Raw genomic sequence first — 25,302 nt, 5'->3', positions numbered from 1 at the left:
AGGGTCGCTATCCGACACCCTTCCACTGCGTCGCCGGGGTGAGCGGCACGGGCACGGGCCGTCGCGGCGTCGTCGTCAGCTCGATCCGGCGGCCCTGCGCCGCCGAATCCAGCAGCGCGGTCATCGTCTCGAGGACGTGCAGGGCGACGTCGCCACCGGCGCGGGGCGCACGCTGGTCGTCGGCCAGGACGAAGTCGAGCAGGCCGATCCCCCGGCCGCTCTCGGCGTACCCGGCGCGCGGCCGGAGGGCACGCCACTCGTCGCCGCCGAGCGCGAAGTGGCGGACCTCGCCGTCGAAGTAGTTCGGGTCCGGTACGGCGAGCGTGCCGGTCTCCCCGTGGACCTCGATGGGCGCGGCGGTCGTCGCGATGCCGTCGAAGCTCGTGGTGATGGTGGACAGCGCGCCGTCGACGTGTTCGAGGACGCCGGTGACGTGGGTGTCCACCCGCACCGGAATGTGTTCGCCGGCGCGTGGGCCCGAACCGATGACGCGCTCGGAGCGCAGGCGGCTGGCGGCCCCGACCACCGCGCGGACCGGCCCGAGCAGGTGCACGAGCGCCGAGATGTAGTACGGCCCCATGTCGAACAGGGGGCCACCGCCGGGGGTGTAGTAGAAGTCCGGGTGCGGGTGCCAGCGCTCGTGACCGGCCGTGACCATGACGGCCGTCGCGGACATCGGGCGGCCGATCAGGCCGTCGTCGATCGCCGCACGCGCCGTCTGCGTGCCCGTGCCCAGGACCGTGTCCGGCGCGCATCCGACGTGGACACCCGCCGAGGCGGCGCGTTCGACGATCGAGCGGCCGTCCGGGAACGTCACGGCGAGCGGCTTCTCGACGTACACGTTCTTGCCGGCGTCGATCGCGGCGCGTGAGACGTCGGCGTGCGCCGCGGGGATCGTCAGGTTGAGCACCGTGTCCACGTCCGGGTGGGCGAGCAGACTGTCGACGCTCATCGCCGCGCTGCCGGGCACCGTGGCCGCCGCCGCGGCCGACCGGGACGCGTCGAGGTCGGCCAGCGCGGCGATCCGCACCGCGGGGTGGTGCGCGAGGGTGTCCAGGTACGCGCGGGAGATGACCCCGAGACCTACGATGCCGACGCCGTGCGGGTCGCCCACACCATCCCCCTCTCGATGACGGTACGCACGGACGGGTGCTCCAGCACGTCGAGGTTGTGGCCCGGAGTTGTCACGACGACGCGGCCCGCGCCCCAGCGGCGCGTCCAGATCGCCGGCGAGGTGACCGGCCGGTGCCACGGATGCCACTCCCGCGTGGGGTGGGTGGTGACGGCCAGGACGTCGATGAGGTCGTCGTGCAGCACCCAGTACTGCTCGCTGACCAGGTCGAAGTCCTCGATGCCGGCGGTGATCGGGTGCTCCCGGCCGAGGTCGGTGACGCGCACGGTGTGCGGCAGGAAGTTGTCCTCCTCCCCACCGTGGCGCTCGCACGGCTCCTTGCCCGGATGGGTGGCGAACTGGCCGCCCACCAGGTGCAGGTACTCCGCCGAGGCGCGGAACGCGTCCACGATGCCGCCGTGCCAGCCGGTGAAGCCCGTACCGGCGACGACCGCCGCGGCGAGTCCGGCCACCTGAGCCGAGGTGATCTCCGACATCGTCATGCACTGCACGATCAGGTCGGTGCCGGCCAACTCGTCGGCATCGGCGTAGATCTCCGTCGACTCCTCGACCCGTACCGCGTAGCCGTTGCGTTCGAGGAACGGAATGAACAACTCGGTCGCCTTGACCGGCTGGTGCCCCTCCCACCCGCCGCGGACCACAAGTGCTCTCGGCTGCGCCACCGTCGCTCCTCCCACCGTCCGTCGTCACCGGGCCGGCCGCTGCCGCCCCGGCGTTTGTCGGGCATCGAAACCGTACCCGTGGACGTGCCGGGTAGCATCCCCGGTCGATCGCCGATGGAGATCTATTTCCGCTGTCGCCCCGAGGTGTGGCTCCCGGGGCAGGAAGGAAGCGCAGCGTTGTCGCACCCTCCCTCGCACTACGGTCAACCGCCGACACCACCACCCGCACCCACGGCGTTCGCGCCGCACCCCCCGCCGGCGTACCAGGTACCGACGATGCCGGTGACGCAACCCGAGCCGTCCACTGCGGAGGATGGACGTTCCGGGGGTCGCAAGCGCCGGGTCCTCGGCACCCTGGCAATGCTGTTCGGGGTGATCCCGCTGCTGGCCGCCGGCGGCGTGACCTTCGCGGCCGTGAAGAACCACCGGATCCAGACCGGCAACGACGCCTTCATCCCGGCGGCCTGGCACAACCTGCGTACCGACGAGATCTTCCCGGATCTGCTGCGGGAGACCTCGACCGCCGGACGGCAGGGCTCCGGCGGCCAACCAGCGCCCGGCTGGGTCCGTCAGACCATCGCCGAGGAGAGTGACTGCCGGAAGGCGCTGACGGCCGGGCTCGCGGAGGCCGCGATGACGCACGGCTGCACGACGGTGCTGCGGGCAACCTATGTGGATGCCGGCGGCGAGGCCGCAGCCACCGTCGCGCTCTGCGTGCTCGGCTCACACGACGATGTGCTCGCGGTCGAGCGGTCCGGCTTCAGTGTGCTCGCGGACCACCTCGGACCGGTGGTGATCCCGGTCCCGGCGGCGAAGACGGCCGCCGCGGACTGGCGGGCGAGCCGCGGCTACGGCGGAGGGACCGTCAGCGCCACCCTCTTCGGCCCATACCTGGCAGCCATCACGGTCGGTCCGACCGACCCCGACCGCCGGTACGGCGACCTGCCCGGCCAGTGGAAGTCCAGTGGCCGGCCGGAGACCCGCGTCTACCAGAGCCTGGCCTCCGACCTGCTCTACGCGTTCGCGCACTCCTTCGACAAGGCGGTGGACGGACGATGAGCCGGTGGTACCGGACGACGGCGCGGACCGTCGCCTGCGCGGGTGTCGGTGCGGTGCTGCTGACCTCGGGAGTGCCGGCGCAGGCGGCCGGCCGTGGTTGGGAACTCGACGCGATGTCGGTCTCGTCCGCACATGCCATCAGCCGTGGCGAGGGGGTCACCGTCGCCGTCGTCGACAGCGGGATCCGTACCGGTCACCCGCTGCTGGACGGACGGGCCATCGAGGGGCGGGACTTCCTCGGCGAGACCGACCAGAAGGAGTCCTGGTACGGCCGACACGGCACGATCATGGCGTCCAACGTCTTGGATGTCGCTCCGGGCGCGAAGGTGCTCGGGCTACGCGCGATCCGGGACAAGGAAGATCCCGACTACAAGACCTGGGAGCAGGCACTCGGCGAGCCACCGGACGACAAGCAGGCGGGTGCCGTAGCCAACGCCATCCGCCAGGCCGCCGACGCCGGGGCGCGGGTCATCTCGCTCTCGTTGGGGTCGGACGCCCCGTTCAGCGCGTACGACCCGGACGAGATGGATGCCGTCCAGTACGCGCTCGCGAAGGGGGCCGTGGTGGTCGCCTCCGCCGGCAACGAGGGGGACGAGGACAACCAGGTGTCCTACCCGGTCGGCTATCCCGGTGTGATCGGCGTGGCCGCGAGCACCCCGGGTGGAGGTCGCGCCCCGTTCTCCAGCGTGCACTCCTACGTCGACGTGGCCGCCCCCGGCGTGCAGATCTGGGGCGCCAAGTTCAACGGAACCGGCCGGGTGTCGGGCCAGGGCACCTCGCAGGCGGGGGCGCTGACCGCCGGGGTCGCCGCGCTCATCGTGGCCAGGTACCCGAAGCTCGCGCCGCGTCAGGTGGCCGAAATCCTGCGCGACACCGCGTCGCACCCCAACCGGCACGACCCGAGCACCGGATACGGCGTGATCAACGCCGCCAAGGCGCTGCGCGCCGCTGCGAAGGTAACCCCTCAACCGCTGGCCGCGGTGGGAGCGGAACGCGCCGGTACGCACTTCGGCCCCGGCGATGACGGCACACCGCGGACGACCGGGCAGCCGTTGGAGGTGGTCTACCTGGTCGTGGCCGGAGTTCTCACGCTGGTCGCACTCGCCATGATGGTGGGCGGGATGCTGCTGGTGCGCAGTGGCCGCCGGGCCCGACGCCAGATGTCGCCCGCCGGGACCTGACGCGTACCGGGCCAGCCGGGACCGCGGTGTCCGTCGTGACCGCGGCCGGCGCCGTCCGCAGCGATCACCCGAGGTCAGCACCTGGGGAGTTGCGGCACGACGCCGGCTGCGGCTCTCGCGTCGGATGGCTGATTGTCCACGCTCAGCGCCGTCGATACGGTGATTGCGTGTTCGGGGAGGCCGTGCAGGAGCTTCGGCGCAGCAGCGCGTTGACCCAGGAGGATCTGGCCGCGAAGACCGGGCTGTCGGTCCGTCACCTGCGGGACCTGGAGGCGGGGCGGATCGCCCGGCCGCGTCCCGCGACGATGCTGTTGCTCGCCGACGCCTTCGGTCTATCGGGGTCGAGGCGGGACCGTTTCCTCGCCGGGGCGCCCACCCCGCCCCCGTCGAGTGGCGTTCCGGCGCAGTTGCCGGCGGACGGTTTCGGCTTCGTCGGCCGCGAGGGCGCGCTGGCCCGCCTCGACGAGATCCTGGCTCGGTCCGTGGACCAGCCGACCGCGATGGGGCTCGCGATCGTCTCCGGCACCGCCGGCGTGGGCAAGACCGCGCTCGCGGCGCACTGGGCGCACCGCGTCGCCGCGCACTTCCCCGACGGGCAGCTCTACGTCAACCTGCGTGGCTTCGACCCGGGCGGCGTCCCGCTCGGTCCGAGCACGGCGCTCGCCGGGTTCGTCAACGCTCTCGCGGGACCGGCGGCCCGCCCGTCGACCGGGCTGGACGAGCAGGTCGCCCGGTACCGGAGCCTGCTGGCCGGCCGACGCGTGCTCGTCGTGCTGGACAATGCCGGCGACGCCGACCAGGTACGCCCGCTGCTGCCGGGAGCGCCGGGCTGCTTCGTCCTCGTCACCAGCCGCCACCAGTTCCTGGGCCTGGTCAGCGTGAACGGCGCCCATCCGGTCACCCTGGACGTCATGTCCGGGGCCGAGTCCCGCGAGCTGCTGACCCGACGCCTCGGCGCGCAACGCGTGGCCGCCGAGCCCGAGGCCGTCGACGCCATCGTCGGCGCGTCCGCCGGGCTGCCGCTGGCGCTGTCGGTCGTGGCCGCCCGCGCGGCGATCCACAGTGGCTTTCGGTTGATGGACCTGGCGGCGCACCTGCGCCCGGAGGCCGATCGCCTCGACGCCTTCGACGGCGGTGAACCCGTCACCGACCTGCGGCTGGTCATGTCCTGGTCGTACCGGACGCTCGACCCGGCCACCGCCGGACTGTTCCGGCTGCTGAGCGTGCATCCGGGCCCGGACTTCGCCGCCCCCGCGGCGGCCAGCCTCGCCGGGATCACGCCCGCGCGGGCCCACCGCCACCTGACCGAGCTGACCCGGGCCCACCTGCTCAGCGAGCACCGGCCCGGCCGGTTCACCTACCACGACCTGCTGCGCGCGTACGCCGCCGAGCTGACGGCGGCCGAGGACGGCGAGGCGGACCGTCACGCGGCCCGGACCCGGCTGCTCGACCACTACCTCGGCGTCGCGTACGCCGCCGACCAACTGCTCTACCCGCAGCGGGACCGACTGCCGATCGACCCGCCGGGGCCGGGGGTCGCGCCGGTGCCACTGGCCGACCGGGACGCGGCGCTGGCGTGGTTCACCGACGAGCACCCGGTGCTGCTCTCGGCGCTGCGGCTGGCCGCCGACCACGGTCTCGACCGTCACACGTGCCACCTCGCCTGGGCGATCACCACCTATCTCAACCAGCGCGGCTACTGGGATGACTGGACCGGCAGCCTGCGGGCGGCGTTGTCGGCGGCCGTCCGGCTGGCCGACGACCGGGCCGAGGCGTACGCCCACGGCGTGCTCGGCTTCGCCGACATCGCGCTGCACCAGTACGCGGACGCGCAGCGCCACCTGGAGCTGGCGTACGACCGGTACCGGCGGCTGGACGACCTCGCCGGGCAGGCCCGCGTCGAACTGAACCTCGGCTGGATCCGCGACCAGACCGGCGAGCCCGAATTGGCCCTCGGCCACGCCCGGGAGGCGCTGCGGCTGCACCGGCAGGCCGGCCACGTGACCGGCCAGGCCTTCGCGCTGAACGCGGTGGGCTGGTCCCAGGGCCAGCTCGGCGACCACCACGCCGCGATCGAGAGCTGCCAGCAGGCGCTGGCCCTGTTCACGTCGGCGGAGAACGTGCTCGGGCAGGCGATCACCTGGGCCAGCCTCGGGCAGTCGCACCTTCAGCTCGACGCGTTCGGCGACGCGGTCACGTGCTACGGGCACGCCGTCCGCCTGCGCCGCGAGATCGGCCACCGCCGGTTGGAGGCGGACGCGTTGGTGAGCCTCGGCGACGCTCACCTGGCCGCCGGCGACGCCCCGTCGGCCCGCCTGGCGTGGCAGCGAGCGCGGGACATCCTCTCCTCGCTCGGCGAGACCGACACCGGGGCGCTCGACGCCAAACTCGCGCAGCCGCGCTGAGCGCCGCAAGTGCCGGTCAATCTCCGGTCCGGCTCCTGTTCGGTCTCGGCAGCGGGCGAAACGATGGTGAGGCAAGCCGCTCGTCGCATCGACACGGATGCGACGACTCTCACCTCGACCTGGGGGGGTACCCATGCTCCGACGTCTCCAACGCCTCGGCCTGACGGCACTTCTCGCCGTCACGACCGCAGGCGGCGCGGTGGCGATCTCCGCACCCGCACAGGCCGCCCTGCCGCATTGCAACGGCGCGGGCGTCTACACCTCGACCTGGTCCGGCGCGCGCGGCGCGACGGCCTGGATCCCGGCGTACGTGTCCAGCACCATCAACTTCAACTGCCTGCTGACCCGGGGCGACCACAGCTCCGGGGTCGGCGAGCTACAGCGGACGTTGCAGGGCATCTACGGCAAGTACCTCGGCCCCAACGGCGTCGACAACGACTTCGGCGGCAACACCTACAACGCGTTGCGCAGCACCCAGGCCGACCTCGGCATCTCCGTCGACGGCGAGTACGGGCCGCAGACCCGCGACCACCTGTGCTGGCGGTGGACGGGCAGCGACAACTCCTGTATCTGGCTGAACAACAACCACTGAGTACGCGCGGGGCACGCGTCACATCGGGGGTGTTCAGCCGACGACCGCCCCGGCTCGGAGCCGGGGCGGTCGCCCCGCGTAGCGGTCAGAACGTGGCGATCGGGTTGACCGGGCTGCCGGACGTGCCGGCGAGGCGGACCGGTGCGACGGCGAGCTGGAAGTCCCACTGGCCGAGTTCGGCGGCGGTGGTCGCGCACGCCTCCAGGTCGCAGTTGTCGAGCAGCCAGAGACCCATCGCGACGAGGCCGACGGCGTGCACGGGCATCAGCACGTCGTCGTACCCCGAGGGCTGGACGTCCTGCGGGGAGTCGGCGCCGATCAGCGCGACGCCGCGCTCGTGGAGCCACGGCAGACAGGACGCGTGCCAACCGGTCTGCGCGAATCCGTTGGCCGCGCGACCCTCGCGCCGGAACCGCCCGTGGCCGGTCCGCAGGAGCACCGCGTCGCCGGCACCCACCCGTACGCCCTGGCGGCGCTCGGCCTCCTCGAGGTCGTCGGGGAACACCCCCTGGCCCGGTTCCCACCAGGGGACGTCGCGGGCCCGGGCGACGTCCAGCAGGACACCGCGGGTGACGATGCCGTCCGCCGCCGCCGTGACGGCCGCCCACGCCGAGCCCGTCGTCTCGTCGACCAGCGAGTGCGATCGCCCGTTGTACATCGCGCCGTCCCAGAAGATGTGGCACGGCGAATCGAGGTGGGTGATGGTGTTGCCGTGGTACGTGATGCCGAGTCGCTCGTTCGAGAAGCCCCAGCGCCGGTCGGCGTGGAAGGCCGCCGGCATGTTCTCGGCGCCCGGCATCTCCACGGCGTACGGGCACGTCGTCGTCGACCGTTCCATCTCCCCCGGCACGGTGACCTCCCACGCGCAGGACACACTCCTGCCGTGGCGCACGGCCCGCGCCGCCGCCAGCCGGACGTCGTCGGTGATGTGGTTCAGCGTGCCGCGCTCGTCGTCCTCGCCCCACCGGCCCCAGTTCGACAGCTTCTCGAAGTACCCGAGCACGTCCTCCTGGGTCGGGTTCACCCGTCCTGCCGTCATCGCGGCACCTCCTGTCCGGCCTTCCTGCACCGCAGGCAGGGTATCCCCCGGCGCGTCAGGTCTGGATGGTGAACGTGGCGACGACGCCGTTGTGGTCGGACGCGGTGCCGCCCACGATGTCGTAGCCGGTCATCCACATGAGCTGGTACTCGGGCAGCCGCTTCCAGAAGTAGACGTAGTCGATGTGCCGGTTGCCGTGCGTACCGGTGCCCTTCTCGCCGTACAGGTTGTAGTTGGAGCGCAGGTTGGGCAGCTCGTTGGCCTCGAAGACCCGCCACGGGAACTTCGCGTACCCAAAGGCGCGGTCGGCGCTGAAGTCGACGTTGAGGTCACCGCTCACGATGACCTGGCCCGCACCCTGCTTGTCGATCGCCAGGTCCTTGAGGCCCTGGAACTGTGCCTCGGCGCACCGGGTGCGCGGCAGGTCCTCCGGCCGGCCGGCGTCTTCGATGCTGGCCACCGCGTGGGCGTTGATGTGTGTCACGGTGCGCCCGCTGGCCTTGTGGCGGTACGTGACCCAGTTGTTGTACCGCGCGGGCGGCACCTCACCCGGGCCGTTGGTGTCACATACGAAGATCGAGCCCTTGTCCCGTACGTCGAACATGCTCTTGCGGGCGATCAGCGCCTCGCCGGCCTGGTTGGTGCCGCCCGGCGCGTACAACCACCATCCGTTGTCGGCGGCCCAGTTCTCCAGGAAGTCCTTGCGGTTGCCGACCTCGTTGAGACCGACGAGGTCCGCCCGGGACGCGATCAGGTTCAGGTCGTGCGCGAAGTCGGCCTGGCTCAACCCGTTGTAGATGTTCAGCGTCGCCGCCCGCAACGCCGTGGTCGCGGCGGCCGCCGGTGTGGTCGGCAGCAGGGCCGCCACCAGCGCGATCGCGGCCGCGAGAGCACCGAGGACGCGGACTGAGCGGCGTGTTGTCGTCGACATCGACTCCCCTTCGCACAGATGAGAACCGCCGTCGGTGGCGGTCGGCGCACTCTATCGATCTCAGTCGACCTGATGCCGAACATCGGGGTACGCGGAGGCGACAAATCGGCTCGGCGGTTAGTTGCGTGGCGCGCATCTTTGCGTGCCACGCAAGAAGTGCTAGGGTGGTGGCATGACGGGGCTGCGGGAGCGCAAGAAGGCCGAGACGCGGGCGGCGCTCGGCTGGGCCGCGATCCACCTCACCGCCGAACGCGGCTACGACAACGTCCGCGTCGAGGACATCGCCGAGGCGGCCGGCGTCTCCCCGCGCACCTTCAACAACTACTTCTCCAGCAAGGCCGAGGCCATCGCCTCCCGCCATCTCGACCGCAGCCTGCGCACCGCCGCCGCGCTGCGCGAACGCCCCGCCGACGAGCCGCTGTGGGAGGCGCTCACCCAGGCCGCGCTGGCGCAGTTCACGCGCGGCCCCGAGGTCGAGGCGATGCCCTCCCCCGCGCACGCCCAGTGGGTGGCCGGCGTCCGCACCATGCTCGCCGAGCCCGCCCTGCAGGGCGAGCGCCTGCGCGCCGTCGCGACCGCCGAGGCCGAGTTGGCCAACGCGGTCGCCGAACGCACCGGGACCGACCTCGCCACCGACATGTACCCGCGGCTCGTCGCGGCCGCCGCCAGCGCGGCCGTCGCCGTCGCCATGGCGCACTACCTCGACAGCGCCGACCCGCCCACCCCGATCGAACACCTCATCACCGACGCCTTCGCCCAGGTCGCCGCCGGCCTCCCCGCGCCGCCCCGCTGACGAGCCGGCCCGCACCCGGGCACCCCTCACCCACCATCCTCAGCCGCGTCACACCCCGCGGCGGGCCGGTCGTACACCGCGCCCGCCGTGGCGACGACGCACGCCCCGAAGGGATCACGACCGTGATCGACGTCCTCATCGTCGGCGCCGGCCCGAACGGCCTCATGCTCGCCTGCGAGCTGGCCCTCGCCGGTGTCCACCCCGTCGTCCTCGAACGCCATCCGACGCCCGGCGGCGAGCCCCGCGCCAACGGCCTCGTCGGCCAGGTCGTCCGCCTCCTCGACCGGCGCGGCCTGTACACGCGCCTCAGCGGCGACAGCAACCCGCCGTCCCCGCAACCCGCCTTCACCTTCGGCGCGTTCCCGCTGGATCTCACGGTGCTCACGGACAACCCGCACTACGTGCTCGGCGTGCCGCAGGCCCAGCTCGAAGCCGCCCTTGCCGCCCGCGCCGCCGAACTCAGCGTCGACCTGCGCCGCGGCCACGAGGTCGTCGACCTGCGCCAACGGCCCGACGCGGTCGAGGTCGACCTCGCCGACGGGACGCGGCTCGCCTCCCGCTTCGTCGTCGGCGCGGACGGCGGCCGCAGCCGGGTACGCCGTACCGCCGGCATCGACTTCCCCGGCGTCACCAACGACCGGTCGGTCTCCCGTACCGCGACGGTGACCGTCCCCGCGTCGTCCCTCGACCCCGACACCGGCGGCCTGCTCGCCCCCGGCTACGGGATCGTGCCGCCGTTCCGGCACACCCGTACGCCGCGCGGCCTGATCGCCTGGGCCCCGTTCCCCGGCCGGCCGGCGCTGGTCAGCACCACGGAATGGCCCGACACGCCGACGAGCGACGAGACCCCGATGACCCTGGCCGAGCTGCGCGCCAGCGTCACCCGGGTGCTCGGCGTCGACGTCCCTCTCGGTCCACCGGACGGCCCCGGCCTGCTCCGCCGGCTGACCGGTCGCAACACCCGGATCGCCGCCCGCTACCGCGCCGGCCGGGTGCTGCTGGTGGGCGACGCCGCGCACGTGCACCCCGCGATCGGTGGCCCCGGCCTCAACCTGGGCCTTCAGGACGCCGTGAACCTGGGGTGGAAGCTCGCCGCCACGGTGCGCGGCTGGGCGCCGGAGGACCTGCTCGACACGTACGAGACCGAACGTCGCCCGGTCGCCGAGCGGGTCGTCATGTCCACCGAGGCGCAGTCGGCGCTGATCGGTCCCGGCGAGGAGATCACCGGGCTGCGGGAACTCTTCGGCGAACTACTGCGGATACCGGAGGTGACCGGGCACATCGCGGCGCTGATGTCCGGCGCGGACATCCGCTATCCCGCCGATCCCGCCGACCCGATGGCCGGCCGGTCCGCCCCGGACGTGGTCGTCCACGGCGACCGGGGCGTCGTACGCCTCGCCGAGCTGACCCGCAACGCCCGGCCGCTGCTGCTGGTCTCCACGGGCGCCTGGGCCGAGGTCGCGGCACCCTGGCGGGACCGGGTGGACGTGGTCACCGGCCGGCTGGAGGGCACGACCGCGACCGGGCTGCTCGTCCGCCCCGACTGCTTCGTCGCCTGGTCGGCCGGGGACGCCGACACGTTGCGCGCCGCGCTCACCCGCCACTTCGGCCGGCCGCTCTGACCACCGGTGGCCGGGAACGCCTCGCGCTCCCGGCCACCGGCTGTCAACAACGCGGGATCAGTTGGTGATCACCGGCCAGGCGTAGGCGAGCAGCGCGCAGGCGGCGCCGAGCAGCGCGAACGAGATGCCCCGGGTGGGCAGGGGCAGGGCCGCGAGCACGATCAGGATGACGGCGATGATGTAGAGAAATGCCTGGGCGGACATGAAGGTCTCCTCAATTAAAGGGGGGTGCGAGAGGGTGCGGATAAAACGATCAGCCGTCCGGGGTGAACAGCCCCTGGATGCCGACGACGATCGCGATCAGGCCGAAGATCGCGAGCAACAGGCGGACTCCGGTCGCGCCGTCCGACTGCTCGACGCCCGACGCCGGACGACCGGTCAGGCGGCCCCACAACAGGGCCAGGCCGACACCGATCCCGACCACCTCGAAGTGGAACACCCGGGGGCCGGACACCAGGTGGACGATCAGGTAGTAGCCGCCGGTCACCAGCGCCACGAGCCCGACCACCCACGCGATCGGCGCCACCCGACCGGCGAGGCGGCCCAGGTCGTCACCGACGCGCGGCAGCAACCGCAGCACGGCGATGGCGAGCAGGAAGCCGCCGACGATGTTGGCGAGGTCGAGCAGCAAAGCCATGATCACGAGGGTCTCCGTCGATCGGACGATCAGCCGGCGGGCAGATACCCACTGAACTGTCCGGTTGAAACGACATTCGGCGATCGACCTCGACGGGGAGCGCTCACTGTGGAGCGATGAGGGGGGCGTAGTCGACCCGGCTGAGCGGCTGCGCCGACAGCAACCCGTCGGCCCGCGGCACTCCCAGCGGCCGTTCGTCGCGCAGGAACCGCACGGTGCTGACCTCGTGGCGGCTGGTGAGCGTGCAGACGATCTGCCCGAAGGCGAGCACCTCGTCGCTGCGACCGGCGTCGTCACCAGGTTCGTCGACCATGACCCGGGCCTGGCTGGCGCTCAACGTCACGCCGACCGCGTTGACCGCCCCCGGCAGGGCGCTGGTGAGGTCGGTGTCGCGCTCGGCCGTGGTGGGGCCCGCGAACAGGTGCCGCAGGTGCTCCTCGATGGTGGGTGGACGGTCGACACTCCGCAGCACCGGAACGATCCGGTTGTCGCGTACCAGGCAGAGGGTCTCGGTGGCCGGACCGGCCGGCGCGGTGTCGGCGGATGGGGTGTCGGCGGTGGTCGGGAACGGTCCGCGCGGCGGTGGCACCGGGCGGGGCGCGTCGTCGGCGGGGATGCCGCAGCCGGCCAGCAGCGCGACGAGGGCCAGACCGAGCAGGCGTTGGCGACTCATGCCAGGCTCTCCGGCAGGGTGACGCGGAACCGGGCGCCGCCGCCGGGGTGGTCGGTGACGGTGACGGTCCCACCGTGCGCGCTCGCGTGCTGGGCGACCAGGGCGAGACCGAGCCCGGTGCCGTCGCCCGCGCCACGCGTGTGGGCGGCACGTCCACGCACGAAGCGGTCGAAGATGGCCTCCCGGTCCTCGACCGGTACGCCCGGGCCGTCGTCCTCGACCTCGATCACGGCGGCGCCGCCGTCGCGGTCGAGCAGGACGGACGTCGGACCGCCCCCGTAGGTCACGGCGTTGTCCAGCAGGTTCGCCAGGATCTGCGCGACGCGCCGACGCTCGACCCGCCACGTCGCGGGCACCCCGGGCGCGAGCCGCACGATCGACGCCGGCAGGTCCAGGGCCTCGCAGGCGGCGCGGGCCAACGCCACCGGGTCCACCGGCGCGCGGTGCGCGGGCTGGTCGCTGCGGGCCAGGTCGATCAGGTCGTTGACGAGTCGCTGAAAGCGGTCGATCTCGTCGGCGACCAGTCCCGCCGCGATCGCCGTCCGCTCGTCCTGGTGCTCCCGGCGACGGGCCAGCACGCTCGCCGCGGCAGCGAGGGTCTGCAACGGCGACCGCAGCTCGTGGCTGACGTCGGCGGCGAAGCGCCGGTCGCGCTCGATGCGGTGGGCGAGCCGGTCGACCATCTGGTTGAACGAGGAGGACAACCGGGTCAGGTCGGGGTCGGTGGCCGGGTCCAGGCGGGCCGTGAAGTCGCCGGCCGCGATCTTCTCCGCCGCGTCGGCGACCGCCGTCAACGGGCGCAGCCCGTGCCGGGTGGCGTGCCACCCGAGCGCGGCGCCGGACCCGGCGATCATGATGGCCACGGTGGTCAGCGCGAGCGCCAGGACCTGGAACGTCTGCTCCAACTCGCGCAGGGAGTTGACCTCGAAGTACGTCGCCGTCGCGGACAGGGGCACGCCGACCACGAGAACCGACTGGCCGTCCACGCGTACCCGCTGCACCGCCGGCTGCCCGGACGCCACGACGCGGCGCAGGTCCTGGGGGATGGCGGTGGTGGGGCCGGGGTCGGCCGTGCGGGCGTACCACTCGCCGTTGAGGTGCAGCACCGGGCGACGTCCGCCGCCGGTGTCCAGCGACCGCAGCACCTCCACGACATCGGGGGTGTCGGTGTCGATCCCGGCGCGCACGACCGTCGCGTCGAAGTACGCGGCGCGCAGGGCGGTGCGTTCCCGCTCCCCGAGCAGGGATCGGCGGGTCAGCTCGTAGGAGACCAGGGCCATCGAGGCGGCGAGCAGGAGCGCGCCGACGGCGAACGCGGCGGTGACCCGGGTACGCAGTCCGAGGCGTCTCATCGCTGCAACTTGTAACCCATACCCCGCAGGGTGACCAGGTGCCGAGGGGTCGCCGGATCGGGCTCGATCTTCTGCCGCAACCGGCCGACGTGCACGTCGACGAGCCGCTCGTCGCCGATGTCGTAGCCCCAGACCCGTTGCAGCAACTGCTGACGTGACAGCACCCGGCCCGCGTGCTCGGCCAACTCGCACAGCAACCGGAACTCGGTACGGGTCACCGCCACCGGCCGGCCGCCACGACGCACCTCGCCCGCGTCGGGACTGATCTCCAACTCGCCGAACGCCAACACGGGCACCGGCTCCGCCGCCGGCCCCCCGACCACGGCGCGGGCACGGCGACGCAGCGCCCGCAGCCGCGCGGTCAGTTCCTTGATCGCGACCGGCTTGACCAGGTAGTCGTCCGCGCCGGCCTCCAGGGCGGCGACGATGTCATGGGTGTCGTCCCGGGCGCTGACCACCACGATCGGCACGTCGTCGTCGCGACGGAGCTGCCGGATGCACTCGAAGCCGTCGAGGCCGGGAAGCATCAGGTCGACGAGCACGTAGTCCGCCGGATCACGGCGCTGCGCGCGCAGCCCCTCCTCGGCGGTGGCCGCGCCCACCGCGTCGTACCCCTCGTCCTGGAGGGCGAGCAGCAGCGCCAGTCGGATCCGGTCGTCGTCCTCGATCACCAGTACGGCCGTCATAACCGCATCATCCCCAGGCCACGACGACACGGCCAATCGCGTCCGCCGGCCCGCGGATTTGTCACCCAACTGTCATAGATCCGCGCGACGCCCGCCACGCCGGACCGGCACGGTGGCAGGCGACGAGAGCCACGAGAAAGGGGTACGACAGTGACGGGACCACTCAAACCTCCGTCGTACGCGTTGCCGCTGGTGGAGGTCAGCATCACCCAACTGGACCTGAACTGCCTGGCCGAGAGCGTCGCCGTGTTCGACCGGCTGCTGGCGCTGCGCCCCGGACAGGTCGTCGTCGACCTGTCGGAGTGCGGTTACCTCGACGCCGCCGCCATCGGCCTGCTGCTGGACGTCCACCGACGACTGGCCCGCGCCGACGGGACCCTCGTCGTACGCAACCCCAACCGGCGTATCCAGCGCATCCTGCACCACGCCCGTCTGGACCAGGTCCTGCCGATCGTCACCGAGCCGCCGTCGGCGTCGCACGGCGAGCCGGCGCTCGTCGCTCGCGGCGGACAGAAGGGATCAGCGGCATGACCGTCGTCCCGGACGACAACCTGATGACACTCATCTGTGACACCTGCGGCGACAGTCTCACCGCCACCGCCTGCGTGCTGCCCGACGCCGAGGTCGTCTGGACGCTCGTGTCCGAGCACGGCTGGAGCGGCTCGCCGTTCGCCACCGGCCCGCACCGCTGCCCCCACTGCAGCCTGCTCCCGCCCGCGAACCCCCGGCAGGCCTCGAGCGAGGGCCACGGTCCCGGCGGGATCCTCGGCATCGACCACCTCGACGAGGCCACCATCGTCACCGCCAGCGGTGACATCGACGTCGCCACGGGCGACGCGCTGCGTGCGGCGCTACGGGAGGCGGCGGAGGCGGGCGCACCCGTGCTGGTGGACCTGAGTCGCGTACGCGCCATCGACTCCACCGGCCTCGGCCTGCTGGTGCGGGCCCACCTCGACGCCCGCGAGCGGGGATTGACGCTCTGCCTCGCCGCGCCGTCGCGGTTCATCCGGACCGTCCTGCACACGATGCGCCTGGACGGCGTCTTCCCGATCTTCGACAGTCGCGAGGACGCCCTGGCCCGGATGGCCCGGCCGGCGCTGTCCGTGGCCGCGCCCACGGCCGAGACGTAACGCCGACGGCCGCGGCGGCAGCTCAGGCGGCTGTCGCGACCCTCGCCGACACGGACCCGCCGTACGCGACGGTCACCACCGGCAGCGACGTCGACACGGGTATCCCCCGCCGCCGGGGCCGCCCGGACCGTAGCGGGTGGGCGCCGTCGTCACGGCCGGCGGCGGGGCCGCCGTGGTCGCGGGCGCCTGCGCCGTGGTGGCCGCCGGCCGGGCCGGGCTCGGGGCGGCTCGGGTGGCGGGCGGCGCGGACTTCGTCGGGGCCGGCGCCCGGACCGACGGCGACACGGACGGCGGCGAGGAGGACGAGGACGGCGACGGGGACGGCAGCGGCGCGGACGGCGGCGCCAGCCGGGTGTCGAGCCGGTAGTAGTCGGTGTACGCGGCGACGGTCGCCAGGTGTGACCGCGTCATCGCGTCCGGGACACCGCCGGCCCGGCGCACCGTGTCGACACCCGCGTGCCACGCCGCGACGGCCAGCAGGTAGGGATCTCCCGGAAGCGCGGACAGCTCGCGGACCAGACGGCACAGCACGTCACCCATCACCGGCACGGCCACCTGCGGATCCCACACGGACGCGCCCTTGGGCGCGTTGTCCTGCCACAGATCCTCGGAGAAGCCCGCGATCCCCAGCTCACCGGACGCCCCGCGCTGCTCCGCGTTGAAGCTGGACAGCGCCATCAACTGCCCGGCGACCGCCGGCGGGCTTACCTCGGGGCAGCGGCTGCCCGCCGCGACCACGGCCGGGACCAACTCGTCCGGCAACGGCACCGCTGCGGGCGCCGACCCGGCGGCCAGGGACTGGGTCGACCCAGCGGACGCGAACTGCGGCAGGGTCTCGTAGTAGGCCGCGTACTTGCCCGTCCGGTCGACGTAGTCGCTCGCCTTGCCGGGCACCCGGCCCGCCTTGCGGACCTCCGGGAGCCCGGACCGGAACGCGGCGAGCGCCAGCCGCCACGCGTCTCCGTCGACACCGCTGGTACGAAGCTCGCCGACGAGGTTGCACATCAGATGCGCCAACGCGAGCAGGGCCGCGCCGGTGTCCTCGCGCTGCGCGCCGGACCACGGCGCCCACCGACGCCACTGCTCGTCGGTGAGCCCGGCGATGCCGCGTCCACCCGACTCCGTACGCGCCGCCGCCGGATCCAGTTCGGACTCCGCCATGAGCTGGCCGGCGAGGCGGGCGGAGCTCACCGCCGGGCAGGCGTGACCCGCCCTGGACAGCGCGGTGAGCTGGTCCCCGGTGAGCGCGCGCCCGGTGAGGCTGTCCTTCCCCGCGTACGCGAAGCTCCAGCCCAGGCCGATCACCAGCACCAGCACGATCACCGCCGCCACGCCCGCGAACAGTCCACGGCCTGTTCCGGTGATCCTCCGTAGCCCGAAGCCCCGCACCGTGTTCCACCCTCTCCCGGTAGCAGCCACGTATTAGCAACGTGGACGGGATCGCGCTCGTTCACTTCGACGGCAATCGACATCGAAGATTCTGCCCGGACGCCCCCGGCGTGAACCGGGCGGGGTGCCGGGCCCGTTGCAAGGGCGTGACTGCGATCGGGTGGAGAAGGCGCCGACGGGACGTGCCCCTGCACGTCGAGTGGCACGGCGCGACCGCCGTCCTCTCGCACGTCGAGGATCAACCGCTGGAACTGTGGCGGCTGTTGCGCGCCGGGGCACCACCCGACGTGCTGGTCGTGCCGTCGGACCGGGCGCTGCGCGAGCCGGACTGCGCCGCGTTGCTGCGAACCGTCGTGCAGGAGGCCGCGGACATCGGCGGGGTGCGGCGTGTGTGGGTGGCGGCGGATCGCGTCGGCCGCCCCGACGAGGCGTACGCCCCCTGGTTGACCGACCTCGCGGCGCGCACCGGGGTGGAGCTGCTCGCGCCCGACGGGCCGGTCGTCGTCGTGCCGAACGGCACCTGGTACGCCGCCGGCGGCACCGGCGCCTGGGGTTGGCGCTCGTTCTCGGGCGGCGGTGACTGCCCGGTCAGCGCCAACCGGTGCCCCACCCCGGCCTGGGAGCCCTGCCTGCCCGACCGGCCGATGAACCTCGGGCGGCTGGTCGCCGACCCGGTCCCGGCCGGCCTGCTGCTGCGCTCGGCCACCTCCGCGCCGGCCGCCGCCGGGGATCCGGCGTACCGCGTTCCGGTCGACCCCCGCGGACCGACGCTCGTGCTGCGCCACGTCGGCCGGCCGGCGGTCGACGCCGCGGACGTGGCGTTGCTCTTCGCCGGACTGCCGGCACACTTTCCGGTACGGGTGGAGGCGGCGCTGCTGGACACCTCGGAGGTCGTGCCCGAGCCGGCGTGGCTGGACACGCTGGCCGCCCTGCTCGGCGATGCCCGGCCGCCCGAACCGGCCCCCACCGAACCGATGCGACACGGGGCACCGGCGATCATGGAGGGTTGGCGCCGCACCGGGGACCGGCTCTACCGGCACCGGACGGTGGAGCGGCTGCTCGCCGAGGTCGTGCCGATGGGGGTCCTGCTGCGTCGCGACGGCGGGTACGCCTCGACGGACCTGGCGTTCGTCGACCCGGTCGAGGGACGCCTCGTGCTGGCGCGCGAGACGTCCCCCGCCTTGCGGGAGGCGGTACGCCGGGTGTGGGACGGACCAGGCGGTCCCACACCGGCATCCGAACCGGCATCCGAACCGACGGTCGAACCGGCGGCCGAGCCGGCACCCGAACCAGTGGCCGAACCGGCGGTGCCCGCGCGGCGCGCGCGCCCCGCCTGGGCGAACTCGGCGACGCTCACGCTGCCCCTGCCGCTGCGACCGGTGGCCCCGGCGGCGGCGCAAGTGCCGGCGTCCACCACCGGACCGGTCGCGCGGACCGTGGTCGCGCCGCCGCCGGTCGCCCTGACCACGGCCGTTGCGTCGGCCGCGCCGCCGTCCTCGCCGCCACCCGCCGCGACGGCACCGAAGCCCGCCGCCGTACCTCCCGTCGCTCCGCCCGCCTCGCCGCCGGTCGCCGCCCCGCCGCCGGTCCTACCGGTGCCGGATGTCGCCCCGCCGGTCCTGCCAGTGCCAGATGTCGCCCCGCCGGTGCCGCCGGTGCCGCCGGTGCCGGAGGTCGCTCCACCCGTGCCGGCTCTCGCTCCGCCCGTGCCGGCTCTCGCTCCGCCGGTGCAGGTCATCGCCCCGCCGGTGCCGCCGGTGTCGGCGCCGCCTGATCCCTCGCCGGTGCCGTCGCCCGCCGAGCGGCCTGCGCACGGCACCTCCGTACCGCCGCTGAGCGTCGCCGGCCTCGGACCGATCCCGGCCATGCGCACCATCTCCGGCCCGGACGTCACCGAGGCGCCCCCGGTCGAGGAGGTCCCGCGCTGGATCCCGGCGTCCGGCACGGCGGTGGTCGACCGGCCCAGCACCGCGGAGGAGCAGACCGCGCTGGCCGCCGCCCTGGGCGTCGCCTACCACGACTCGATCACCCTGGTGAACGCGGCGCTCGCCGCCTCGCCGGCGCTGCGCCAGGAGATCGCGCCCGCCGAGAAGTCGGACCTGGTCGCGGTCCGGGCGTACCTGCGCACCTCGGCCGCCACGGTCAACGCCGCGCTGCGGACGGGACAGGACATCGACACCCCGGGCTTCCTGCCCTGCCTGGTCTCCGGACTGCGACGACTGCCGCCCTACCGCCGGGCCGTGGTCGGCCAGGGGCGGTTGGGCGTACCCGCCCGGCGGCTCTACCCGGAGGGCACGACGCTCGTCGAGCCGGCGTTCCGCAGCGTCAGCGCGTCCATGGACGTGTGTGCCGACGGCGCGGACGTCGACTTCGTGGTGTTGTCGCGGACCGCCCGGCAGATCGGGCTCCTCGGCGAGCACGGCGACCTGGACGAGGCGGTGTTCCTGGCCGGTACCCGGTTCAAGGTCCTGGCGGTCGACGACGAGCCGGGCGGCGACCGGGGTGCGCTGCCCGGCACCGCCGTGCTGCTGCGGGAGCTGCTTCCCGGCGACACCGGCAGCGGGCGCGGGCTCGACGACGACGACCGGGCAGCGCTGCGCCGGCTGCAACGGGCGCTGGACCGGCGGCGGTCCGCCACACCCCGGATGGTCACGGACGAGGGCACCGCCGATCGCCTCGCCGGGCCACCGCTGGGCTTCGTCGAGCGGACCCTGACCGCGAACGTCTCCTGAGAAGGACAGAAGGTGACAACGAATGCGTCTCAGACGGCTCGCTTACGCCGCGACGGCGGGACTCGCGACCGCCCTGCTCGGCGTCGGACCGGTGTGGGCGGCGCCCGTCCTCCCGCCGCTGCGGACCGGGCAGTGCCTGCCCGCGCCGGCCGGGTCGATGCCGGACATCCCCTGGCCGCAGCGGCACCTGACACCCGAGCGGGCGTGGACGCTGACCGAGGGCTCCGGAGTCGTCGTCGCCGTCCTCGACTCCGGGGTGGACGCCCGTAGCCCGCAGCTCGCCCGGCGCGTACTGCCGGGTGTCGACCTGACCCGGACCGGCGGGCGGCGGGCCGATACCGACTGCCTGGGGCACGGCACGTTCGTGGCGGGCATCATCGCGGCCGCGCCGGCGTCGGGCACGGGGTTCACCGGCCTCGCGCCGGGAGTACGGATCCTGCCGATCCGGATCACCGACCAGCCCGCCGGCGCGCCGGACGCGATCGCGACCGGCATCCGCACGGCCGTGGACCGGGGCGCGGACGTGGTCAACGTCTCGGCCGGCACCACGGTACGCAACCCGGCGATGGAGGCGGCCGTCCGCTACGCCGAGCAGCGCAACGTCGTGGTCGTCGCGGCGGTCGGCAACCGGGACGCCGGGACGGGCGTGCGCACCTACCCGGCGGCGCTACCCGGCGTCCTCGCCGTCGGAGCGATGGACAGCAGCGGACGGCGGTCGGACTCGGCGTCGCCGAGCGCGGGAGTGGCGCTGATCGCGCCCGGCGAGGACGTCGTCAGCATCGGTCCACGGGGCGCCGGCCACTGGCAGGGCAGCGGGACCAGCTACGCCGCGCCGTTCGTGGCCGGGACCGCCGCGTTGGTACGCGCCTATCGTCCCGGGCTCAGCGCGGCGCAGATCCGGCACCGCCTCCAGGCGACCGCGGATCTGCCCGCCGCCGCGTTGCCGGACGCGCAGTTCGGCTGGGGCGTGGTCAACCCGATGGCCGCGCTGGCGACGATGCTGCCCGAGGAGGGTACGGCGGGCGCGACCGTGGTCGGGGCACGACGGGCGGCGGCGCCGGACCTGACCGGCCCCGCGCAGGTCGGACCGCTCCTGGCGACCGGTGTGGCCCTGGTGCTGCTGGTCGCCGCCGGCGGCGCGGTGCTGGCTGTCCTCGGGCCCGCCGGTCACCGCCGCCGCTGGCGTCCGGCGCGTACGGCCGAGGTGTCCGAGCCGGACCCCGAGGTCGCCCCGCCGGTGCGGTGACCCCGCTCGACGGGGCGACCCGGACGCCTGCGGCTCACTCGATGACCGGCGCCTGCACGAGACGTACGTTGCGGCGGCGGTCGATGTACTGGGCCCGGCCGACGGGTAGCACGCGGGGCCGCACCGTGCCGAGGAAGGCGCCCTCCTCGCGCGGGCAGGAGAACAGCATGGCCGAGGTGCCCAGCTCCCAGGCCCGCCGGACGACCTGGTCCATCATGGCCCGGGACGCGCCGGCGGTCCGCCGGGCCACGACCAGGTGCAGGCCGATGTCCGCGCCGTGCGGGAGCAGGGGCAGCAGGTGTTGCAGGGGCTTCTCGGCCTCGGCCAGCTCGTAGTCGTCCACCAGGATGAAGATCCGGCCACCCGTCCACCAGTCCCGGGACGGCAGCCGGCTCGGGATGATGTCCGGGCCGGGCACCCGCTCCTTGAGCAGGCCGACCGCCTCTTGCAGGGCCGAGGCGAGCGAGCCCGCGCTGACCGAGTAGCCGATCTGGTGTTCCTGCGGCACGGCGTCGTACAGCTCGCGGCCGAAGTCGCCGAAGATGATCCGCGCCTCGTCGGCGGGGTGGTGCGCGGCGATCGAGCGGGCCAGATGGCGCAGCAGCGTGGTCTTGCCGGTCTCGGCGTCGCCGAAGATCAACAGGTGCGGGCTGGCGTCGAAGTCGTGCCACAGCGGTTCCAGTTTGACGTCGTCGAGCCCCAGGGCGACCTGCACGTCCGCGCTCGGGCGGGCGGCGGTGGGCGCGGGCAGCGCGGTGTCGGGCAGTCTGCCCGGCAGGAGGCGGACCTCCGGCGCGCGCGGCAGCGATCCGGCGGCCACCGCGTCGACCAGGTCGGCGACCGCGTCGGCCAGGTCCTCGGTGCCGCTGTCCCCGTCCACGCGGGGCAGCGCGCCGAGGAAGTGCAGGCGCTCCGGCACGATGCCGCGCCCGGGAATGGACGGTACGGTGGCGGCGAACTTGCTGTTGATCTCGGAGTCGATCGGGTCGCCGAGCCGCAGCTCGAACCGGGTGCCGAGGGCGTCCCGCAGCCAGGGCCGCATCTCCGCCCAGCGCCGGGCGGCGACGACGAGGTGGACGCCGAAGCCCAGACCGCGGGCGGCGATGTCGGTGAGGCGGGGTTCCAACTCCTCGAAGTCCTGACGGACGGAGAACCAGCCGTCGATGACGAGGAACACGTCGCCGTACGGGTCCTGGTCGCGCAACGAACCGGTGGCGCGGATCCGGCGGTAGCTCGCCATCGAGTCGATGTTGTAGCTGCTGAACAGGTTCTCCCGCAGGACCAGCAGGTTGGACAGCTCCAGGACGGTGCGGGTGACCCGGTCGCGGTCCAGCCGGTTCGCCACCGATCCGACGTGCGGCAGGCCGCCGAGGGACGCGAGGCTGCCACCGCCGAAGTCGAGGCAGTAGACCTGCACGTCCTGCGGACCGTGGGTGAGCGCGAGCGCGCAGATCAGCGTCCGCAGCAGGGTGCTCTTGCCGCTCTGCGGCCCGCCCACCACACCGATGTTGCCGCGTCCGCCGGACAGGTCGGCGAGGAGGAGTTCGCGGCGTTGCTGCGCGGGCAGGTCGAGCAGTCCGACCGGCACGGTGAGGGGCTGGTAGCCGCCGATGGGACACAGGCCACGTTCCGGGTCGTCCGTGAGCGGTGGCAGCAGTCGGTCCAGGCTGGCCGGCTCCCGCAACGGCGGCAACCACACCTGGTGCGCGGCGGGTCCGCGCCCCTGCAGGCGTTGCAGCAGCACCTCGGCGAGCATGGGCGGCTTCTCGCCGTCGGAGTCCTCGGGGCTCTGCGGCGGCGCCGCGACCGGCTCGACGTGCCCCACGCCGAAGGTGACCACACTGGTCCGCGCCGCACCCCGCTGGGTACGCCCGTTGCGCCGGTACGGGCCGGACGAGTAGGCGGCCTTGAACCGGGTCAGGGTCATGTCCGAGCGCAGGAACCCGTTGCCCGGGACGTTGGGCAGCTCGTACGCGTCGGGGACGCCGAGCACGCTGCGACTCTCCATGGCGGAGAAGGTCCGCAGACCGATCCGGTACGACAGGTGTGACTCGATCTGGTGGATGCGCCCCTCGTCGAGCCGTTGGCTGGCCAGCAGCAGGTGCACGCCGAGGGAGCGCCCGAGCCGGCCGATCATCGCGAAGACCTCGATGAACTGCGGCTTGCCGGTCAGCAGCTCGCTGAACTCGTCGACCACGATCAGCAGGGCCGGCATCGGTTCCAGCGGCGCGCCCTCCACACGCGCCCGCTCGTAGTCCCGCCGGGAGGCGTAGTTGCCGGTGGCCCGCAGGTGCTCCTGCCGGCGGACCAGCTCACCGGTGAGCGCGTCGCGCATCCGGTCGACCAGTTCGAGTTCGTCGGCCAGGTTGGTGATCACCGCGGCGGTGTGGGGCAGCCGGTCGAAGCCGAGGAAGGCCGCGCCGCCCTTGAAGTCGACGAGGACGAGGTTGAGTTCGGCCGACGTGTGTCGGGTGGCGAGGGCGAGCACGAGCGTGCGCAGCAGTTCGCTCTTGCCCGAGCCGGTGGCGCCGATGAGGACCCCGTGCGGGCCCATGCCGTTCTCGGCGGACTCCTTGAGGTCCAACTCGATCGGGGCACCCGTGGTGGAGATGCCGATCGGCACGCGCAGCCGTTGCGCGGCCGGACGGTTGGCCCGGTAGGCGTCCGGGTCGAAGGTGCGCAGGTCGGCGATGCCGAGCAGGCCGGCCAGGTCGTAGTCGGTGGCCAGTGGTTCCTCGGTGTCGACGGCCTGGCCGATGCGCAGGCGGGAGATCCGGCGGGCGAGGGCGTCGACGGACGGCAGGCCGATGGTGTCGGGCCGGCACAGCCGGCTGCGCGACGGCTTGCCGAGGTGGTCGAACGTGACGAGGTGCAGGTCGTCGGCGGTCACCTCGGCGAACAGGGTCTGCGGGCGGGACTGCCAGTCGAGCGCCCCGGCGGTGTCCACGACGACCGCGTTGCGGTAGCCCTCGACGGCGAGCCGGTGCTCGCCCTGGATCGCCGCTCCGTCGAGCACGACCACGACGAACGGTTCGGAGGCCGTGATCGGGGTGTCCGGCTCGAAGGCCGGACGGTCGGCGACCCCGAGCCCGGCGAGCAGCGCGTCGAGCGCCGGCAGGTCGGCGACCACCAGGCGGCCCGCGCCGGCGCCGTCGGGGTCCTCGTCGTTCTGCGCGTGCGGCAGCCACTTCAGCCAGTCCCATTCCCGCTCGCGGCCGGGCGCGGCGAGACAGGCGATGAGCAGGTCACCGGGCGCGTGCGCGACGGCGAGTTGGGCGAGCATCGCGCGGGTGAGGCCATGGACGGCGGCCGCGTCGCCGGTGAGCTGGAGGCGGGCGAACCCCCGGAGGTAGACCGCGACCGGCGCCTCGCGCAGGGTGGAGTAGGCACGGATGAACCGGCGCAGCGCGTGCGCGGCCATCGGTTCCAGCTCCTCGACGGGTTTGCTCTGCGGCGCGGTCAGGGTGGTCGTCGACCGACGCGCTCCGATGCCGACCCGGACCTCGCCGAAGTCCTCGTGCGCGGTGCGGCGCTCCCACAGCCGCCGGCTCAACGCGTGGGACCAGAGCGCCCGTGGATCAGGGTGCAGCCAGCGTGCGGCGTGGTACTGGTCGACCAGACTGGTACGGGCGCTGCGGCGGATCTGGGTGAGGTAGCGCTGGTAGTCGCGCCGGTCCCCGTGCATGCGTTCCTTGTGCTCGCTGGCCGCCCGGAAGAACGGCACCACGACGCCGGCCAGCACCGACACGGCCATCAGACCCATGCCGATGTACGCGAGCACGCCCGCGTCCCGGCGTACGAAGACGAGCATCATCGCCATCGACGCGAGGCCCATCGGGATGTAGAGCCAGATCTGTCCCATGCCGCCCGCTGCCGGCTCCGGCACGGGCGGTGGCGGCTGGAGCTCGATCTCCCCGGGTGGCGCGACCGGGCCGGCGACGCGCGGACGGCGGACGAAGGGAACGGTGCCCACGTGCACTCCTGTCGTTCGTGGAGGTTTTCCCCCTACCTGCGACCGGCCGTGCGACGGCGACGGCTGCG

The 25,302-nt window shown here is 73.5% G+C and carries 21 protein-coding genes; 10 read left to right on the top strand and 11 right to left on the bottom strand.

What is annotated here, in order from left to right; genetic code table 11:
* Positions 1–7 precede the first annotated feature (7 nt).
* Positions 8–1,114, bottom strand: a complete 1,107-nt coding sequence (locus ABZ272_RS02020) for a Gfo/Idh/MocA family oxidoreductase (RefSeq protein ID WP_355048015.1) — start codon at positions 1,112–1,114, stop codon at positions 8–10.
* Positions 1,084–1,794, bottom strand: a complete 711-nt coding sequence (locus tag ABZ272_RS02015; protein ID WP_355048014.1) for a ThuA domain-containing protein — start codon at positions 1,792–1,794, stop codon at positions 1,084–1,086. Before ABZ272_RS02015 ends, ABZ272_RS02020 begins: the two co-directional genes overlap by 31 nt.
* Positions 1,795–2,076: 282 nt before the next feature.
* Between ABZ272_RS02015 and ABZ272_RS02010 the strand changes: the two genes are divergently transcribed.
* The 4 genes from ABZ272_RS02010 (at position 2,077) to ABZ272_RS01995 (ending at position 7,031) form a co-directional block, all read left to right on the top strand.
* Positions 2,077–2,853: a hypothetical protein gene (locus tag ABZ272_RS02010; RefSeq protein WP_355048013.1), complete on the top strand. Its 777-nt coding sequence runs from the start codon at positions 2,077–2,079 to the stop codon at positions 2,851–2,853.
* The gene (locus tag ABZ272_RS02005) at positions 2,850–4,034 is read left to right on the top strand and encodes a S8 family serine peptidase (protein WP_355048012.1); all 1,185 of its coding nucleotides are present in this window, start codon (positions 2,850–2,852) and stop codon (positions 4,032–4,034) included. Before ABZ272_RS02010 ends, ABZ272_RS02005 begins: the two co-directional genes overlap by 4 nt.
* A 167-nt stretch (positions 4,035–4,201) precedes the next feature.
* Entirely contained in the window at positions 4,202–6,439 is a 2,238-nt protein-coding gene (locus tag ABZ272_RS02000) for a tetratricopeptide repeat protein (RefSeq protein ID WP_355048011.1), read from the top strand.
* A 133-nt stretch (positions 6,440–6,572) separates the two neighbouring features.
* Entirely contained in the window at positions 6,573–7,031 is a 459-nt protein-coding gene (locus ABZ272_RS01995; RefSeq protein ID WP_355048010.1) for a peptidoglycan-binding domain-containing protein, read from the top strand.
* Between the two features lie 85 nt (positions 7,032–7,116).
* Here ABZ272_RS01995 and ABZ272_RS01990 read toward each other — a convergent pair whose 3' ends face one another.
* Together ABZ272_RS01990 and ABZ272_RS01985 are read right to left on the bottom strand one after the other, a co-directional pair.
* Positions 7,117–8,070, bottom strand: coding sequence for a cyclase family protein (locus ABZ272_RS01990; RefSeq protein ID WP_355048009.1), 954 nt, complete (start codon positions 8,068–8,070; stop codon positions 7,117–7,119).
* Positions 8,071–8,125: 55 nt separating this feature from the next.
* Positions 8,126–9,001, bottom strand: a complete 876-nt coding sequence (locus tag ABZ272_RS01985; protein ID WP_355048008.1) for an endonuclease/exonuclease/phosphatase family protein — start codon at positions 8,999–9,001, stop codon at positions 8,126–8,128.
* A 172-nt stretch (positions 9,002–9,173) separates the two neighbouring features.
* Between ABZ272_RS01985 and ABZ272_RS01980 the strand changes: the two genes are divergently transcribed.
* On the top strand, positions 9,174–9,794 hold the full coding sequence (locus ABZ272_RS01980; protein ID WP_355048007.1) for a TetR family transcriptional regulator: 621 nt from the start codon (positions 9,174–9,176) through the stop codon (positions 9,792–9,794).
* A gap of 122 nt (positions 9,795–9,916) precedes the next feature.
* Positions 9,917–11,416 (top strand): FAD-dependent monooxygenase, encoded by a 1,500-nt coding sequence (locus ABZ272_RS01975; RefSeq protein ID WP_355048006.1) that lies wholly within the window; start codon positions 9,917–9,919, stop codon positions 11,414–11,416.
* A gap of 57 nt (positions 11,417–11,473) precedes the next feature.
* Here the strand turns inward: ABZ272_RS01975 and ABZ272_RS01970 are convergent, their stop codons facing one another.
* The 5 genes from ABZ272_RS01970 to ABZ272_RS01950 all read right to left on the bottom strand — a co-directional run bounded on the left by ABZ272_RS01970 (position 11,474) and on the right by ABZ272_RS01950 (position 14,764).
* Positions 11,474–11,620 carry a hypothetical protein gene (locus ABZ272_RS01970; protein WP_355048005.1) on the bottom strand — a complete coding sequence of 49 codons (147 nt, stop codon included), beginning with the start codon at positions 11,618–11,620 and terminating at the stop codon, positions 11,474–11,476.
* Between the two features lie 49 nt (positions 11,621–11,669).
* Positions 11,670–12,053, bottom strand: a complete 384-nt coding sequence (locus tag ABZ272_RS01965) for a hypothetical protein (protein ID WP_355048247.1) — start codon at positions 12,051–12,053, stop codon at positions 11,670–11,672.
* 103 nt (positions 12,054–12,156) lie between these two features.
* A complete protein-coding gene (locus tag ABZ272_RS01960; RefSeq protein ID WP_355048004.1) occupies positions 12,157–12,726 on the bottom strand; it encodes a GerMN domain-containing protein in 570 nt (189 codons plus the stop codon).
* On the bottom strand, positions 12,723–14,078 hold the full coding sequence (locus tag ABZ272_RS01955) for a HAMP domain-containing sensor histidine kinase (RefSeq protein ID WP_355048003.1): 1,356 nt from the start codon (positions 14,076–14,078) through the stop codon (positions 12,723–12,725). The genes ABZ272_RS01960 and ABZ272_RS01955 overlap by 4 nt, the downstream gene beginning before the upstream one ends.
* Positions 14,075–14,764, bottom strand: a complete 690-nt coding sequence (locus ABZ272_RS01950; RefSeq protein ID WP_355048002.1) for a response regulator transcription factor — start codon at positions 14,762–14,764, stop codon at positions 14,075–14,077. The genes ABZ272_RS01955 and ABZ272_RS01950 overlap by 4 nt, the downstream gene beginning before the upstream one ends.
* Before the next feature lie 150 nt (positions 14,765–14,914).
* Between ABZ272_RS01950 and ABZ272_RS01945 the strand changes: the two genes are divergently transcribed.
* Together ABZ272_RS01945 and ABZ272_RS01940 are read left to right on the top strand one after the other, a co-directional pair.
* Positions 14,915–15,295, top strand: a complete 381-nt coding sequence (locus ABZ272_RS01945; RefSeq protein WP_355048001.1) for an STAS domain-containing protein — start codon at positions 14,915–14,917, stop codon at positions 15,293–15,295.
* Positions 15,292–15,894 (top strand): STAS domain-containing protein, encoded by a 603-nt coding sequence (locus ABZ272_RS01940; RefSeq protein WP_355048000.1) that lies wholly within the window; start codon positions 15,292–15,294, stop codon positions 15,892–15,894. Before ABZ272_RS01945 ends, ABZ272_RS01940 begins: the two co-directional genes overlap by 4 nt.
* 72 nt (positions 15,895–15,966) lie before the next feature.
* Here the strand turns inward: ABZ272_RS01940 and ABZ272_RS01935 are convergent, their stop codons facing one another.
* Complete coding sequence (locus ABZ272_RS01935) at positions 15,967–17,283, bottom strand: hypothetical protein (RefSeq protein WP_355047999.1); 1,317 nt, start codon at positions 17,281–17,283, stop codon at positions 15,967–15,969.
* A gap of 182 nt (positions 17,284–17,465) precedes the next feature.
* On the opposite strand from ABZ272_RS01935, the gene ABZ272_RS01930 reads away from it, so the two are divergent.
* Positions 17,466–20,015, top strand: a complete 2,550-nt coding sequence (locus ABZ272_RS01930) for a hypothetical protein (protein ID WP_355047998.1) — start codon at positions 17,466–17,468, stop codon at positions 20,013–20,015.
* Positions 20,016–20,037: 22 nt separating this feature from the next.
* A complete protein-coding gene (gene mycP / locus ABZ272_RS01925; protein WP_355047997.1) occupies positions 20,038–21,261 on the top strand; it encodes a type VII secretion-associated serine protease mycosin in 1,224 nt (407 codons plus the stop codon).
* A gap of 34 nt (positions 21,262–21,295) precedes the next feature.
* On the opposite strand, the gene eccCa is transcribed toward mycP, so the two are convergent.
* Positions 21,296–25,234: a type VII secretion protein EccCa gene (gene eccCa / locus ABZ272_RS01920; RefSeq protein ID WP_355047996.1), complete on the bottom strand. Its 3,939-nt coding sequence runs from the start codon at positions 25,232–25,234 to the stop codon at positions 21,296–21,298.
* Positions 25,235–25,302: the final 68 nt, after the last annotated feature.

Source organism: Micromonospora sp. NPDC005979, assembly GCF_040614415.1.
Lineage (GTDB): Bacteria > Actinomycetota > Actinomycetes > Mycobacteriales > Micromonosporaceae > Micromonospora.
The sequence above is the reverse complement of the archived record's forward strand: the minus strand, read 5'-3'. Positions and strand labels throughout refer to the sequence as shown.